Source organism: Shewanella sp. CAL98-MNA-CIBAN-0140, assembly GCF_040309905.1.
Taxonomy (GTDB): domain Bacteria; phylum Pseudomonadota; class Gammaproteobacteria; order Enterobacterales; family Shewanellaceae; genus Shewanella; species Shewanella psychromarinicola.
In genome coordinates, this window is the sequence record NZ_JBEOPI010000004.1 from 50512 (window position 1) to 67162 (window position 16651).

General features: G+C 40.3%; 15 protein-coding genes. 5 read left to right on the forward strand and 10 right to left on the reverse strand.

The genetic code is table 11. From position 1 onward, the window contains the following. Positions 1–53: 53 nt before the first annotated feature. Together AAEY93_RS03295 and AAEY93_RS03300 are read left to right on the forward strand one after the other, a co-directional pair. Positions 54–407, forward strand: a complete 354-nt coding sequence (locus AAEY93_RS03295; RefSeq protein WP_101031310.1) for a YkgJ family cysteine cluster protein — start codon at positions 54–56, stop codon at positions 405–407. Between the two features lie 556 nt (positions 408–963). Further along, a complete protein-coding gene (locus tag AAEY93_RS03300; RefSeq protein ID WP_101031308.1) occupies positions 964–1281 on the forward strand; it encodes an HPF/RaiA family ribosome-associated protein in 318 nt (105 codons plus the stop codon). Between the two features lie 701 nt (positions 1282–1982). On the opposite strand, the gene AAEY93_RS03305 is transcribed toward AAEY93_RS03300, so the two are convergent. The 9 genes from AAEY93_RS03305 to AAEY93_RS03345 all read right to left on the reverse strand — a co-directional run bounded on the left by AAEY93_RS03305 (position 1983) and on the right by AAEY93_RS03345 (position 9929). After that, entirely contained in the window at positions 1983–3560 is a 1578-nt protein-coding gene (locus AAEY93_RS03305) for an integrase catalytic domain-containing protein (RefSeq protein WP_124011562.1), read from the reverse strand. Positions 3561–3801: 241 nt separating this feature from the next. After that, on the reverse strand, positions 3802–4326 hold the full coding sequence (locus AAEY93_RS03310) for a hypothetical protein (RefSeq protein WP_351074947.1): 525 nt from the start codon (positions 4324–4326) through the stop codon (positions 3802–3804). 4 nt (positions 4327–4330) lie between these two features. Next, positions 4331–4852, reverse strand: coding sequence for an RNA polymerase sigma factor (locus AAEY93_RS03315; RefSeq protein ID WP_351074949.1), 522 nt, complete (start codon positions 4850–4852; stop codon positions 4331–4333). 117 nt (positions 4853–4969) lie between these two features. Then, the gene (locus AAEY93_RS03320) at positions 4970–5563 is read right to left on the reverse strand and encodes a DUF6448 family protein (protein ID WP_351074951.1); all 594 of its coding nucleotides are present in this window, start codon (positions 5561–5563) and stop codon (positions 4970–4972) included. Positions 5564–6050: 487 nt separating this feature from the next. Beyond that, positions 6051–7013 (reverse strand): sensor domain-containing diguanylate cyclase, encoded by a 963-nt coding sequence (locus tag AAEY93_RS03325; protein ID WP_351074953.1) that lies wholly within the window; start codon positions 7011–7013, stop codon positions 6051–6053. A 2-nt stretch (positions 7014–7015) separates the two neighbouring features. Continuing rightward, positions 7016–7459, reverse strand: coding sequence for an Rrf2 family transcriptional regulator (locus AAEY93_RS03330; RefSeq protein WP_351074955.1), 444 nt, complete (start codon positions 7457–7459; stop codon positions 7016–7018). A 42-nt stretch (positions 7460–7501) separates the two neighbouring features. After that, positions 7502–8680: a methyl-accepting chemotaxis protein gene (locus AAEY93_RS03335; RefSeq protein ID WP_351074957.1), complete on the reverse strand. Its 1179-nt coding sequence runs from the start codon at positions 8678–8680 to the stop codon at positions 7502–7504. Positions 8681–8707: 27 nt separating this feature from the next. Then, positions 8708–9454: an EAL domain-containing protein gene (locus AAEY93_RS03340; RefSeq protein WP_351074959.1), complete on the reverse strand. Its 747-nt coding sequence runs from the start codon at positions 9452–9454 to the stop codon at positions 8708–8710. Beyond that, positions 9447–9929, reverse strand: coding sequence for a hypothetical protein (locus AAEY93_RS03345; RefSeq protein ID WP_351074961.1), 483 nt, complete (start codon positions 9927–9929; stop codon positions 9447–9449). The genes AAEY93_RS03340 and AAEY93_RS03345 overlap by 8 nt, the downstream gene beginning before the upstream one ends. Before the next feature lie 435 nt (positions 9930–10364). Here AAEY93_RS03345 and AAEY93_RS03350 point away from each other — a divergent pair, with 435 nt between their 5' ends. Further along, on the forward strand, positions 10365–12191 hold the full coding sequence (locus AAEY93_RS03350; RefSeq protein WP_157822173.1) for an HD domain-containing phosphohydrolase: 1827 nt from the start codon (positions 10365–10367) through the stop codon (positions 12189–12191). A 477-nt stretch (positions 12192–12668) separates the two neighbouring features. Further along, positions 12669–13235 (forward strand): sugar O-acetyltransferase, encoded by a 567-nt coding sequence (locus tag AAEY93_RS03355; RefSeq protein ID WP_351074963.1) that lies wholly within the window; start codon positions 12669–12671, stop codon positions 13233–13235. A 182-nt stretch (positions 13236–13417) separates the two neighbouring features. On the opposite strand, the gene grcA is transcribed toward AAEY93_RS03355, so the two are convergent. Further along, the gene (gene grcA, locus AAEY93_RS03360; protein ID WP_101031291.1) at positions 13418–13792 is read right to left on the reverse strand and encodes an autonomous glycyl radical cofactor GrcA; all 375 of its coding nucleotides are present in this window, start codon (positions 13790–13792) and stop codon (positions 13418–13420) included. Positions 13793–14636: 844 nt separating this feature from the next. On the opposite strand from grcA, the gene AAEY93_RS03365 reads away from it, so the two are divergent. Then, the gene (locus tag AAEY93_RS03365; RefSeq protein WP_351074966.1) at positions 14637–16340 is read left to right on the forward strand and encodes a methyl-accepting chemotaxis protein; all 1704 of its coding nucleotides are present in this window, start codon (positions 14637–14639) and stop codon (positions 16338–16340) included. The last annotated feature ends 311 nt before the right edge of the window (positions 16341–16651 follow it).

Consider the following 16651-nt stretch of genomic DNA (forward strand, 5'->3'; position numbering starts at 1 on the left):
TGTCAGCTCATGATTTCAACCCCATGCTATGTATACACAAAAGTTAGGTATTAATGAAAAATAACATAGAGATAGTCGATCTGCTGCGCGAGCGCATTCCGTCATTTGAATGCAAGCCTGGTTGTCACGATTGTTGCGGCCCAGTCACAACCTCTTCAGAAGAAATGGCTCGCCTACCCTTTAAAACCAATGCCCAGCATGAAGCCGCATTAAAAGAGTGGAACTGTGTGTACTTGGGCCCTAATGGATGCGAGGTGTATGAGGAGCGACCATTGATATGCCGAGTATTTGGCACCACACCACGCATGCCTTGCCCAGAACACCGTCGACCAGAAGTGATGATTGACACAAAAACAGAGGCTCAGATCCATCACTATATTGCCAACACGCGCCAAGTGTTAGTGTAAGAGATCCATTACTCACCTCGGCTCCGATTAAGAGATGGGTTTAGCTTGTTAACAACATCGCTGCCACACAGCCCCAGCTTAAAGCTGGCTGATTGCTGCAGGCAATATCGTATCCCCCGCTAGCCTATCTCTTGATATCAATATGGCTTGAATTCACGCCTACGAGCTAACTCATTTAATGCCCCTTGCAAATGGGTATTTTGGGTTACCCCTAACGCATCGTTTTGAATTTTTTATAACGAAACCAATGGCTAAAGGCTTCTGCCTCCGTTCGATGACACTGACCGACATCCCCCCTTCTATTGTATTTAACAGCGGTAAAGTGTGCATTGGTAAATCTTGTCTATTTGTAATCTAGGCCGTTTTTCTCATTTTATGCTTATTTTTGGTAAATAAGGGTTAAATTACCTGGGTTTATACTTGCGTGTCATAAAAACGTTCTATAATGTCAAGTGTTTAGCATTGTGCGAATTGACATCTTCGGATTGAAAACCGCACATGCGCGCTATACAGATGTTAGGCCTAGCGTAAATTCACATTACAGGAAAACATTGTCATGCAAATCCAGATCAATACAGATAACAACATATCCGGACAACATGCACTTGCTCAAAGTGTCGAAGACATTTTAAGATCAGATCTAAACCGTTTTAGTGATCAGATCACGCGCATTGAAGTCCATTTAAGCGACGAGAACAGCTCGGCCAAGTCCGGTAGTAAGGACAAGCGCTGTTTACTGGAGGTTAGGCTTGCCGGAGAACGTCCAATTGCAACCAGCCAGCATGCGGAAACGATTGGGGAAGCGGTTACAAGCGCGACCGAACAAATGGTTCATTTGCTAGAGACTGAGTTGGGTAAACGCGGCAAGAAGTAACAGCGATCCCGTTGAAAAACCATGCTTAGGTCTAGGTGCCGGAGACCTCCAGCCTCCAGCCCACCTCGCATGTGGCTGATGTGGTCAATATTGTGACTTAATGAATCCGTACACGACCGAATGGTCTATTTTGTTCCATACAAAATAAGACATTTCCTCCTTTCATGGAGGTCAGATTCATGAAGTAGAGCAACGCAGAAGCTGGTTGCCGAGTGTGGTTTATTAGCTCTCAGTAATGAAATATCCGAACCCACACGTTCTCGTCAGGTTCTTTGCTTCAAGAGTGAACGGTCATCCGTCCCTTTCTCAGTCAATACAATCTCGGTTTCTCAACTGCTGTTTCAGACTTTGCATTACTTAACTCGGTTATAGCATTTAACAACAGGTGTGCTTTGGCCGACGCTGACAATACTAATGTGGCAACTTGGAGTGCATTTTAGCTAAGTCGATAGCGATAAAATACTGAGTTAACATAATAGAATGCTTAAATTAGGCGACGCCTTCTCAGTTTAACCGCCGAGGGGTAGATCCCATACATCATGTTAGGGCAAAAGCTCATTCATATATTAGACGACAATTAACTTGGCCGGTCGTATTGCCTCATTAAAAAAACATACTACATTTAAAGATTTGTTACCGCATATGTAAGTAAGAATCAAATGACATAACAGGCTAGCGCTCCTTCAGCAGTATAGTGTTTCCTACTGATTGATTTCACTTTCCTCTGGGATATTAAAATTTAAAACGGGCACTAATTCATTAATCATCAAATCACGTAGTTTTTCTTCCTGACTCGCTTGGTTTTGACGCCATAGAGCAAGTCTTCGTTGAAGTGTTCGGGTTTGCCCTATTAAAAATTTATCAGGATATTTATCCATGAGCCACAAAATTATTTTTCTAGCATTATTTTCAGGTGCTAACTCCATTCTTAATCGTATTTCATCCCAAACATCCTCGAACGGATCTTTTCGAGTTAGCCATGTCCGAGGAGATTTTCTGAAGTCAACTTTATCATTTCTATGGTAATGACGATTCACTCTATCTGTAATGATAACAGGCGGTATTTTAGATAATTGTTTTTTAACAACGTCATCAGTTACGATATAATCATCTTGAGCATGACCTCTTTTATCCCATGAGTATTTCCACAATTCATCTTGTAGTGATTCTAATTGAGCTAACAAATAAACCGGGTCTAATCTTTCATACTCTAACCTAAGTGACTCTTTTGTAGACTGATTAACATGGTCAGAAAGTAAAACGCGTTGATAAGGTGTTTTTGCATCATCATATTTCTTTGATACCTTAGCCCCAACACGTTCTTTTTCAAGTAACTTCAGCGATGGTTGATAGAAATTAACGTACATCCTGACTATGCGATACAGCCTTGCCAAAGCTTCCCAGGCTTTCCAACCTTCGTAGCGATCATAACCAACCAATCGACGTACAACAGAACCGTTTTTTTCTTCCACATGCGCCTGGTCATTTTTTCGGTGAGTTCTTGCTCTTGTAAAGGTGATATTATTTTCTTCGCAGTATTCTAATAATTCATAATTTATAAACTCACTGCCACAATCTGTGTCTACTCCCTGCATAGGGAATGGAAGTAAGTCACTAGCTACTTGTAAGCCATCAATCACGTCGCTGGCGCTTTTTCGTAACAAAGGCATGCACTCTAACCAACCAGTGGCAATATCAACTAATGTGAGCGTATTTAAAAAAGAGCCATTGGTATTGCCCCCACAATGAGCGACGAGGTCAGCTTCCAGAAATCCAGGAATAACGTCATCCCAATCAGCAAATGTTCTGACTTGAATTTGGTGCTTTAATAAATTCCCTTTACGAGTAGTGCTTACAGATTGTTTGATTTTTTCTCGTTCAGGTTTGAGGATCCTATCAACAGTAGAAGGGCTAATTTGTAGCAATTTTTCTCGTACATCAATAGGTAAGCGTAGATGACCATGACGCTCCATTGCTTCGACTAGGTAGGGTAAAAATGGCACTAGACGTTTAGAGCATATTTGATTAGCCGCATACCAAACAGCAAGTAGAGCTTGTCGTAGCTGTTCGTCGTAGCGATGGGGTGTCTTGCGATTTTTTGGAAAGATATTCTGATTGATGGTATTCAACAATTCGATAGTATATTTTCGTTCATAGCCGGTAGCAGCAACTATTCCATCAAGTATTTTCCCTTTATCTATCCAGTTAGCGTCATGATATTTTTGTTTAATGCTAGCTAACAATTCCTTTCTCGCATTTAGACTCATAGACTTAATCATATCTAGTTACCTCATCTTAAAAGAATCACAACTAGTGTTATTTTAGATGAGGCAACGACATATTAGTAGTATGGATTTAAGTGAGTCAATGCGATAGGACAAGCTAGTTGACGCCTAACATTCATAAGTTGTTCATCTATTTTGGCCATCAATTTCTAATAACAATTAGCCATGTTTAATCTCAAATTTGGTTACTAATTTAAAAAATAGCGTAGCTCATTGTCTAAGTAACTGGATCAGATCACTTCAATGCAAACCTTAATGTATTGATTGAAAGAAAGCCTAATACATTACCCAAAATGGCTCCTAATACCCAGAATAGTGAGCTAACAACAAAGGCATCCTTTCCGAAAGTAATAAATAGTGTAAAACAGATAAAGCTATAGCCTATGAAGAAGGTGTATTTTTGCTTACTGATTGCTTGAATTTCACTTCTTTTCAAGAGCGCAGCATTAAGTGATGCCCCAATAGTTACAAAAAATAGACCACAAAGAAGATGCGGTACAATATCAGAGCTTGTGGCGTGAAGACTGTGAAAAAATAAAGTTTCTTGGCCGATGCCAAATTGAGGACAAACCATAAGTGACATCATGCCAGAGCTAACACTGATGAGAAGCATTTTGGCATAGATTTGCCAGACCGGAATACAAAGATCCTTTTTTACCACTTGAAGAATCGCATCATCGACTCGTGGGTTTGGAGCAACAGGCTTTGTATTGAGGAACCTTACAAAGTCCCTGAACGCATTTTTATCATCATCGCTCATATTATTACCCTTTAGCTTTAATAAGGGAGCGTAATTTCTTGATTGCTCTGCTTAATATTTGTCGAGAATTTACCACTGAAGTCTGTGTCTGCTCTGCAATTTCTTTGAATGTTAAGCCTTCATTGAAGCGAAGCGACAGCACGTCCCGTTGGCTACCGGTTAAACTAGAAAGCGGGTCTACATCGAAATGGCTATGATTAGAGATCTCATTGTCCTTGCTAAACTCAAAGTCCTCAATATAAGAATCAACATGTTTTTTATACGTTTGGTGTTTTCTTACATGGTCTATCACAGCATTTCTTGCAATAGTAAATATCCAGGGTAGAAAGGGAATTTCCTCGTAATACTTTTCCCGAGATGTATGTAACTTAATGAAAACAATTTGAAACACTTCCTCTGCTTCTTGCTGATTGCCTAACTTTTTCAGGACAAAGCCAAATATGTGACTTTTATGCCTTTGATACAAAGCCTGAAATGCTGATAAATCACCACTTGCATAAGCTAGCATTAGCTGCTCGTCTGTCACGCTCTAGGTCCTCCAAACAAACTATCAATAGAAATTTACTCCTGTGTTAACAATAGAAAGCTGGCAACAAGGTGGGTTGTGCCAGCCTAAAATATTTACTTCAATCTATTTCTAAACTTATTCTTCATGGTGATGAGCTACGCCACCTTTAATGAGACCATGCAGTCCTTCTACGTAGTGAGTAAAATCAACATAACTAGCAACAAATTTACGACCTTCATCAATACTGTCATCTTGGTTCTTCATGTTATGAGATGCATGAGAAAAACGCTCACGAATACCATTTTCCATTGCTTTAGTTAAACTATTAACCAGTTTATCTACTGAACCAGAATCCAGAGCCTTATCTGCAAGAGCAATCGCGGGATCAATTTCTATACCCGGCTTCAACCCCGTGTATGGTGCTCCTTCGCCAGCCCGATGAATACGAACAAGGGTTTCATAAAAGTACATATCCGCAAGCTCTTTTGCCTGTGGGGATTGCCCTCTGACTGCTAATGTTTTTTCAAATGCCGTTACAATATCTTGTTCTTCCGCTGGTGTTACCCACTTTAATAATGGTGTGACATCACCTTTCGCTAGAGCCATCTGAGCAGTTTTAACGACTGGTCCTTCCGTGGTGTCACAATGAGCGAAAGCGGCCTGAGATGACGTGAGCATTGCTACAGCAATAGCTGAGTGAGTGAATAGTTTTTTTAGTTTGTTTTGCATATCATTTTCCTTAGATAATCTCTGTGGTGGTAAGTTGATATCTAATAAAACGTATGTGAAGAGCAAAATGTGACAAAATTTTTCTAAATACATTCACTGTTTAATCTAAAACCATGCAACTTGAACATAACGACCAGTAGCAGTCTTTGCTGACTTGCTATATAAGCAATTATCCAAACAAAAAATTAGCCTATTTACACTATCAAGGGTATGTCCAGTATCGAGTCAGCGAACTATTTCAGACTCACTATTGCCCCAAAGTAGGCTAACCTTCGAATGAAGACAGATTACATTTTCTGATGTAGCTCCTGGCTGAGTTGGTTTTGGATAGTTTGTTTGAAGCATATAGCTTCATTGTTGATCACCTACGGTACTCTTACGTGTAGATACTTCTGCGAAACGGTGAGTGAAGTGAACCTTCAAGATAACGAACCAGAAATGGGAACGCTTAACGGGCCTTTAGATAGGGTTTACCCCTAAACTCTGGTTACGACTTTTCTCGATCAAAGACACTCACGCAATTACGACCACTATTTTTGGCGCGATAAAGCGCCACGTCACTGCGCTGTTGGATCAAGTCACAGCTATCGTCAGCCAGCAAGCTAGCAATACCGATACTGGTAGTCACTGATAAGCTATATTGTTCCGTGATGATAACCATAGCTTCAATACTCTCTCGAATACGCTCAGCCACCACCTCAGCGTCTGATTGCGCGATCCTGGGGAGTGCAAGGTAAAACTCCTCACCTCCTACCCGACCAAAAATATCCTCATCACGAATAGTTTGTTGAATGTGATGCGCAAATCCTTGTATCACCCGATCACCAACGTGGTGACCATATTGATCATTAATTTTTTTAAAGTAGTCAATATCGAACAGCAACAATGAAAAGTGTTCTTGATGACGCTGCGCCAGACCAAAGGCAGTTTTAAACTGCTCGAGAAAGGCACGCCGATTAAGAATGCCGGTGAGTTCATCCGTGGTCGACTGCAGTCTCAGCTTCTCTTGCAGTGAGATGATGTCAGAGATATCTCTAATAAAAGCAAAAATAATCGTTTCGCCATCAATCTTGGTGACATTAGGACTAAAATGAACGTGCACCTCTTTGCCAGCTTTGGTTAACCCTTGAACATGGATACCTTTGCCAATAAGAGGCCCAAAGTCATTATTTTTTTTGAATTTATCAAAGGATGCATCGGCGCGTATCTTCAGTTTTTTAGTCGGTAAAATATCATGGACATGTTTACCAAGGACCTCTTGCTCTGTGTATCCAAAGATCTGCTCCGCGCAGTCATTCCAAGAAAGGATATTGCCATTTGCGTCAGCAATAATCACTGCATCCGTTGATTGTTTTACAATCGTTTTATAGGTACTTTCGTTTAACGGCACACTTTTCCACCTAGGAATGTTCCAACGAGTTAACACTAAGGTTAGTTTACTCGCTTCCACGTTTATTCTGTTTTGGCTGTTTTTAGCTGCAACAGATAAGATATTTCCTGCTTATTGACGACCATATCTGCCAAGGTAAATTCATTTAACGTGCAGATAAAATTATCCATCGCTTTGATAATCGCCAGCTTTAGTTTGCACGCAGGCTGCAGGACGCATCCTGAACTTAAGCAATCTACACCATCCATCGTTTTTTCAAATAGCGTTACTATGGTGCCGATCCTGATGGTATCGGGCGACATTGCTAGCCGAATGCCACCCCCTTTGCCCCTAAGCGTTTGGATATAACCATGTTGAGCAAGTTTGTGGACCACTTTGGTCATGTTATTTTGGGAAATACCATATAACTGAGAAACCTCCTTAACGCTACTTAATTGCCCCTCTGGAAGGCTCGCCAAATACATCAGCGTACGTAAGCTATAGTCGGTAAAACTAGTCATTCTCATTTTCACGTCCTCAAATCAACAAGACATCCATTTGAGCAAATTCTACGCCCCTGCTGCGCGCGTTTTAAACGCACCGAGTTGTTCAACAATTTGAGCCGTCACTTCACTTAAACGGTGTCCTTGCTGCTCAAGATCATTACAATCATGGGCGTTAGAACTAGACAGTTTTTTAAGCACGTCAATCTCGCCAGCTACGTCAGCGACCAACCGATTAATATATTGAATATCAATGTTATTTTCAGTTTTATCCTGACCAATAAGCCCTAAGATCTCATCGATATTAGAACAGGCTTGCTGTAATTCGACCTGACTGGTTGTGGTATATTGCGCTAAGCGGGTAATCGCACTCGACTGTGATTTCATCTGATCACCAGCATCAATGACAGCATCAGAGATCCCCGCGATAATGCGGTTAATTTCATCAAGGCTCTTCTGGGTAGAAAACGCAAGGTTGCGAACCTCATCGGCAACCACGGCAAAACCGCGACCATGCTCGCCTGCTCTCGCCGCTTCAATAGCAGCATTAAGGGCGAGTAAGTTGGTTTGATCTGCAAGATTTTTGATCACCATCACTACATTTTCGATAGACTTTGTTTGCTCTGAAAGTGAGTTAAATTTGTTGTGTAATTTGTCATTATTTTCGATATATGAGTGCAATCCTTGGGCCATTGTACCCATATGTTCATTAGACGAGATCAATCCAGCTTGGGTGCGCTCGACTTGTTGGCGAGTTGCTTCAGCTTTATCCCGCAATGAAACCGATGTGCTATCTAAAATATCGACTCGGTCTGTTAGGTAATCCACTCGGTTATCTTGATCTTGAATTCTTGACGAAATATTTTGGGCTTTTTGCTTTAGTAGTTCGGCAATATCATCTGAGGTATTGGCTTGCTGCTGAATATCAACCAGCGCATCATTCACGTTGACTCGGAAGGTATTCACCACATCGAGCACATTGCCTATTTCACTGTTGTAGCGACTATCGACTTCGCAAGGCACTGAGAGATCTTTTTTCTCAAAGGTTTTCATATAAATCGTTACGTTCTTCAGGGCGTCAACGCCCCAATACTTCTCATCAATATCATGGATAACCAGAAAAGTCATAACCAAATATTGAACCACTTGAGAACCAATCCCATCGGTAAAAAATAGAGCGTTGATAAACAATGCCATCGCCCCCGCCCAATGGATCAATCGCATTCTTAAAAATAATGAGCGCATTTGTTTTCCTCTTTATACTTGTTGAAATTACCCGTTTTTCGCGAGCTTTACTTTGATAGGTCGGGGTTTTGAATATAAAAAACCTTGGATAATATCGACGCCAGCCCAGCGGACGAAGTCAGACTGCGCCTGAGTTTCAATCCCTTCTGCCACGATAAGACTGCCTTTTGACGAACAAAGGCTTATCACTTCGCGATACAAACTGGCGGCCCATAAGTCTGTCGGAACATTCTGAATAAGCTTCAAATCCAGCTTAATAATGTCGAAATTTGACCGACTCAACTGGATAAGATTTGAGTGACCGGAACCAAAATCATCCATCGCCACCCTAAAACCTTGGTTTTGTAAAAATGAAATCCTTGCAACGCTCGGATCATCACTGCTGATAGTGTCTTCACAGATCTCTAATACCAAACATTGTTTTTGCATAGCGGTTAATTTGCTTAGCGTTTGTCGCCACAGACGGTCAAACAAACTGGCGCAAGCTATCAATTTTCCGGCGATATTGATCCAGATGCTATTGTCAATCAGATGCGTCAACCGCCCACTAATAAACAAATCGTCGAGCTGCTGATTGGTCATCTCCAAAAGCAAATCTTGATGGTGATTGAGATAGTCCATCAACGGCTCCATCGCGATGGGGATTTGGGAATCGACAAGCGTGGCCCGACAAAGTAACTCTTGACCATACAAAGTATGTTGCGCGGCAGTGACTAAGTCCTGCACGAACCATTCAAGCCGGGCGGGTTCATCGTGGTATACAAACTCAAGCATGCAGTTCTTCCAAAGTATCAATCATAGAATAGGCGATATCTTCATCGGCAAGACGAGCACGTATATCACTGAACATACATTCTATTTCTTTGATATGACTTGTACTAATTGCGCTGTTTTTGAGGGTGAACTTCAACGAGTAAACCAGTTTCGCAGTTGATTCACAGGTATCAAACAGTGCCTCATAGCCCTCTGTCAGGCGATATTTTTGATTCGAGGTGATATGTAATTGCGATAACACGGGGGTAAAAAACTCATGTTCTAATTGCAAATGGGTTTTGAGCCCTTTAATGAGTCGACGTAACTTAGCATCGAATTGAAAGATGCAAAATGTGGGTTGAGACAATAGAGCAGTAAGGTAGTTAATTTCGCTTTTCAATTGAACGTGCTGGGCAATAAGCACTTTGGACCATGTCGCCAACTGCTGGTGCTGCGGTGGCAAATGCCGATAATTAATGGCTGAAGTTGGGATCATTTAAACGGCTCAGATTAATTTTTAGCTTATGCTAATGGTAAGATGCATTTTTTATGCATATTATCTTTGGCGTGTTGAGATAGCAAATTTTATTTCTCCAAAAGGGGGATCTCTATCTCTCTATATATCTATATTTTTTATGCCTGTTTATGCAATGTTAATTCGATAACAATAACAACACAGCTTTGAGTGAGTGTTTTAAACATAACAATACCGTTGACGACTAAATTAGTAAAATTAGTGAGATGGCGTTAACAATCTTGATAATTTATTACCGAAAAAAAATTAATATATGACATAATATTTCAGTATTTGATAAAAAATTAGCTTGACTAAAATAGGTGATTTCAGTGAGAACAATTTGCCCCTCGTTATTACTTAACGTTTTAACATCGAATATAAATTCTTATTCAAAAAACGACTGGAGACAAATTTTTGAATAAGAATTCAAAATTCGTCGAGCGTACGATGAACTTAGCATTGGTAGGCTGGACCTTATTGATCCTTGGTTTTATCACAACGTTATATTGGCAAACCAGAGTATCTGCAGAGCAATTAGCTTTTAACGAAGCTAAGGCAAGCATTAGAAAAGATGTTGCAATTAGAAAGTGGGTAGCTTCACATGGCGGCGTTTATGTCCCTGTCAGCGAGCGCACAACCCCTAATATTTACTTATCTCATATTGCCAATCGAGATGTCATCACTGATGATGGTCAACAACTCACCTTAATGAACCCTGCTTATATTCTTACCCAAGTGGCTGAAGATTATGCTAATGAGTACGGTATTAGAGGCCATATCACCAGTATCAATCCACTCAATCCAAATAATGCAGCAGATCCCTGGGAAACAAAAGCCTTAACGGGAATGCAAAAATCATTGAATGACTTCGGCGAACTGGCCAAAATTGATAACATCACTTATATGCGCGTTTTAGAACCCATGCTCGTGACCCAAGCATGCTTAAAGTGTCATGCTCACCAAGGGTATAGCGTTGGCGATGTTCGTGGTGGTATTTCAATTTCAATTCCCGTCCAGCCTTTTTACGATCAAATGCTTCACCAGTTGACCTATACAAGTCTATTTTTATTAATACTATGGGGCATCGGCTGCGCGGCGATGATCCATTATAAGAATCTAGCTAAAAAATATTGGTTTGATAAACAAAATGATTTTGAACAATATTTATATTCATTGGTAGAAATGATTGAAGGACGAGACAGTTACACCGCGGGGCACACTCGCAGAGTGGCCGATTATGCCGTTTGTATCGCCAAAGCATTAAGACTAACTGATTCGGAAATTGATCAGCTTCATAGAGCAGCAATGGTGCACGATATAGGTAAAATTGCCACGCCAGATTCCATTTTACTCAAACCGGGGAAACTCAATAAAATTGAATTTGAGATTATTCAGCAACACGCCACGTCTGGGTACCAACTACTGTATAAAATCAATACCTTTACTGATATTGCCAATATCGTTCGCTCTCACCATGAGAAATATGACGGCTCAGGCTACCCTGATGGCTTGAGTGGTGAAGAGATACCAAAGCTTGCACAAATTATATGTATTGCCGACGCCTTTGATGCAATGACCACTGACCGCATCTATAAAGGTCGCAAGACTGTTGAAGAAAGCCTTAATGAAATATCACTACTTGCAGGCCGTCAATTTAATCCGCACTACGCCAAAGTGGCGGTTAGCGCTTTACGCACTGTTCAACTGGAATATACAACCCAACAAGCCCAGCAGAATATTACCGAGCAACAAAGACTGGCTTACTTTTATAATGATCAACTAACTGGACTGTTTAATCGCGAATTTCTCAATATATTGCTGTCCCCTAGCAGTGAGCAAAATGTGAAAATCAAACCAGAACAAATTCAACATGCAACCATCATTTATCTTCGACATTTCTCTATGTTCAACCAGGAAGCCGGTTGGGCAAATGGTAACCATTTGTTAGTTGAATTAGCTACAGACTTGACACACATGTTGCCAGCATCGCCGCTATTTAGGGTTCATGGTGATGAATTTATCGTGTTATCAGCAGAGCAGCTCGATATCTCAGCGTTAAAAGGGCGGCTGACAAAACATGTTGCTCTGAACTGCATTGAATATGACGTTGAACAATTTGAAATATCAAACCCAATATTTAGTTCAATTGATACCTTAGAAAAACATATGCATGGCCATAGCTCAATTAATATGAATGGCAAAGCAAGGATGACCTTTGATGCGTTAACTAATGGCATTTAATAATGGCCTTCAAAAATCGCGACTGTGAATAAATCCGCCGCCCCTAGAACTTGGCACATGTCCCATTTTAACACGGGTTCAGGCTGAATATCTGAAATAGATAAAGTACAACTCGGCAGCCACTTTGAAACGGATTAACATAATCTGGACACACTAAAAAGGGTCACATTATTGTGACCCTTTTTATTTTGGTGAAACCAAAATGCTTAAGATCCCTGGTGATAACATTTATCGTGATGCAAGGGAAAGCGCTGTTAACGTTTAGCAAACGTATTGGAGTAACATGTTATACCCCAAGGTTTGTTCGCTGTGTAACTTACGTTACAAGTCACACTACAGGGACATTTAATGTCAACGTTTAGGTGCATCATTTAGCGAGATGATTGCGCTTTGGTATGGGGCTATGTCAATTTATGGGGACAGTGAACATTAAAGACGATGGGCGTTTTGCTTATAAATTAGAGGCCAATTTACTCAATGTCAGAATTACAAAATATGAGAGAGGGTCAAACATATAATTGTCTTGACCAAAAATTAACAGATTTAAGAGCGTTAGCATTCCTTACACTTCATGAATTTAACAATGAAATCGATGCACAAAAAAGAGCTGAATTACTAAAAAAATTGGGCGCATCAGTATCGACAACAAGTCACATAGCCCCTCCCCTTGAAATGAGTTATGGATGCCATTTATCTTTAGGGCAACAAAGTTACATTAATACTGGTGCGATTATCTTAGATAATGCTCAAGTCACTATAGGTGATAATGTAATGATTGGTCCACGAGTACAAGTCTACACAGCCGCGCACTCACTTGATGCTGATAAACGTATTGCCGGAGATGAAATTGCTAAACCGGTAACGATAAAAGATAAGGTATGGATTGGTGGCGGTGTAATTATATTACCCGGGGTGACGATTAATGAAGGAGCGATAGTGGGCGCGGGTTCTGTTGTCACAAAAGATGTTCCCTCTTATGCCCGTGTAGCAGGAAATCCAGCAACATTAATGGCAAAAAATAGCATCATTGATGGTCATGCGTAAAGTAATAGCCGTTAACATTCTCCCCTTTTATAGACTTTGGCGACATGAGTGTGAGAACTCGTCTGCTGTGCCTACAATGACCATCGTTGTGACAAGATGTTAATCGGAATGTATAGCTAAGCACCAAACGAAAAAAATCGCAGCAGCGATTTTTTTAATGGTCAAGATTACCGTCACTGAAACTACATGGTCGCAGTAAAAGTTCGTGTAATAATATCTTGTTGCTGCTCAGAAGTCAGTGCGTTAAATCGCACGGCATAGCCAGATACACGCACAGTTAACTGTGGGTACTTCTCAGGGTTTTCGATTGCGTCTAGCAACATTTCACGGTTCATTACGTTCACGTTCAAATGCTGACCGCCCTGACGTTCAGGTTCTCTCTGCACGGGCACTTCGCGGTACTCGATGCTACCAAGAGAGGCGATGCTAAAAGTCTTGTCCTGCCGCTCTTTATCGAGCGCAGCAACACAGCGTGCTTCTTGCTTATCCTCATCTAATAGCCATAAAGAATTAACTAGGTTAGCTTGTTCTGCTTGTGTGATTTGAATTCCAATCATAGTACATCTCCAACAGTGATTTTTTGTAAACTCAGGTTCATTTCTACCAGTTATTCCCGATCGCACACTTGATCTAGATCAAGTTTAATCATTATAATTATTCCGTAGAAAACGCTAATTTGACGTTTAAGCGATAATACTGAGATAAACGATTCAAACTGATTAATTAAATGAAGACTTAAATTAAGACTTAAATTAAGTCGTTAGCGATAAATTTGAATATCCAAATATGGTATTAGTCGTGACTGATGACTGGTGGTGGTAGCGATGACATTAATAGCGATGTGTTAATGTTAATCAGCAAAAATATCCAGAACAGCATACTGAACAGACAAAACATTAGGCTATTCTCTGTTAAAGAGAGCTTCAACCGATTGTACTTCTGAGCCATAATTATTAAATAATTGCATTACACGGCACCGAGACATAAATAATCTTACCCATCCGACGCCAGAAAAGTTCTAGGTGCTGTCTAAACGAAAATCAGCTGTAGCAGTGGGCGAATAATACTATTTTTAGTGGATCTATATGGTTGTGATTTAGCCATTATTACCGAGATTATTGTCAGCCACTGTCAGCCACATAACGATATCTAACGGAAATAAATGAATTTTTAACTGCTTGATTAATAGATTATTAACCAAATTAACTTTGCCATTACACTATGATAAATGACAGATATAAAGTTGAAGAATTAACTCAAATCAAAACAAGGAATATTATTATATTATTTAATGTATGCAAAATGTTAAATGCCTCTCAGACTTTAACGGTAATAATGATTACTATTCTTTCTTTTTTCTATTATAAGCACCCTGCGCACTGACAAGATAAAGGATATAATATGTCATCATTAATTAACACCCCATCAAGCCAAGATAAATCGTCCCAGTTTTTAGACAAGTTACAATCAGTTAGTGCTCGCTTAAAATTAAGTCTTGTAATCACATTAAGCGCGTTATTATTTTTAGCATACCAAGGTATTTCCGGTATGCAACAAGCCACTCTATCTATTGAAGATTTATATTCACAGGGAATGCAACATACTATCCGTGCAGGAAAAGTGTTAGACGAGTTGGGCAATGCAAGAAGTGCTTTGTTATTATCCTTGCAGCATAGTCCTACATCAGAGTTTGCTAAATTGCATGATCACCCTATAGACAAACACATCACGGCCATCAAAAAATCATTAAAATTACTGCATAATATTGTTGATAATGAAATTCTAGCATCCGATTTACTTGCTGATGAAAAAACACAAATAAATAGATTGGTTCGTCAACTTGATATCGTCACCGATAAGGGCTTTGATCGAGCATTAGCGGAACTCGAAGTCGGCAATTACAGGCAAGCCAATATAATTCTATTAAAGAATATTAACCCTGCTTTCAAATTAGTAACTCAAGAGGCGCAAGGTTTTCTAGATATACAAATTGCAGAGGGTAAAGCTAATTTTGATCAGGCAAAAGAAAAGATTAGTTCGTTCCGGTTTAAAGTAATCATAATAGTGATATTAAATATGCTTATTCTCTCCTTTCTATCACTAAAGATTATTAGACGCATTAATTTAGCGTCGCTGAATTTAGAAAGTACCGCGAATAAAATATCCACAGGTGATCTTACCCAACGCATTCACTTAACTGGAAGTGATGAATTCACACATATTGCTGATTACGTGAATCAGATTGTTGGCAGTTTTCAAAATATCGTCAAATCAACTCATCAATCAACGTCATTGTTAGCTTGCTCAGCAGAAGAAAACTCGGCCGTTGCGATGCAAACCAAGCAGAATATTCTCGAACAGCAACAACAAACTCAGTGTATTGCTACCGCTATTCATCAATTTACCGCAACCGTGCGTGAGGTTGCACAGAGTGCAAGTTCGGCTTCTCAAGCCTCTGAACATACAAATAATGCGGCATCTAAAGGACAACAGGTGGTGAAAGAGAGTATCGCCATGATTGAAAGCTTATCGATTGAAATGCAGGAATCTGTTTCAGCGATGAAATCATTGGCGCTACATGCAGAAGATATTGGAAGTGTTGTTGATGTGATCCAGAGTATCTCTGAACAGACTAATTTATTAGCATTAAATGCGGCAATTGAAGCCGCTCGTGCGGGGGAACAAGGTCGCGGGTTCGCGGTGGTAGCTGACGAAGTTAGAACCTTAGCCAGCCGCACCCAACAATCCACACAAGAGATACAAAAAACGATTCAAAACTTGCAACAAGGTAGCCGAGATGCAACTCATCGGTTAGAGCAAGGGGCTGAAAATGCGCAACAAGCAGCAATAGAAGCACAAAAAGTGGGTGAGGCGTTAACAGAAATAACTGAAAGTGTTGACCAAATTAATGCCATGAATGCCCAAATAGCCACCGCAGCGGAAGAGCAAAGCTCGGTTACAGAGGAGATAAACCGCAATATTAGCAGTATTAGTGATATTTCCAATCAAACCGCTTCTGGGGCTGAACAAAGCAGTGCAGCAAGTCATGAATTAGCTAAGTTAGCTGAAACCATGCAGGCAGAAATTGAAAAATTTAAGGTGTAGTGACCCGTTATACCTGTTCGATTCGTTGTCACCGCCAAAGTCCATTATTGTGTGGGCATTAGATGTTTGCCCTTGACGACCCTAAGAACAAGTGGGGTCAGAACAAGTGGGGGCAGGGAAAATTTCTTCTCCGCCCTTAATCTGACATTCTAAAAGTAACTCGTTTTCCTAAATTGGCACAATAACGATATTTCTTCAACTATTACTGAAAGTGTAAGTACATATCACATTGGCATACGTTCCCTAATACAAACCGTCACTTTACGAGCATTAACTCAAACACGTTTATGTTATTGCTAGTTCTCGTCGCA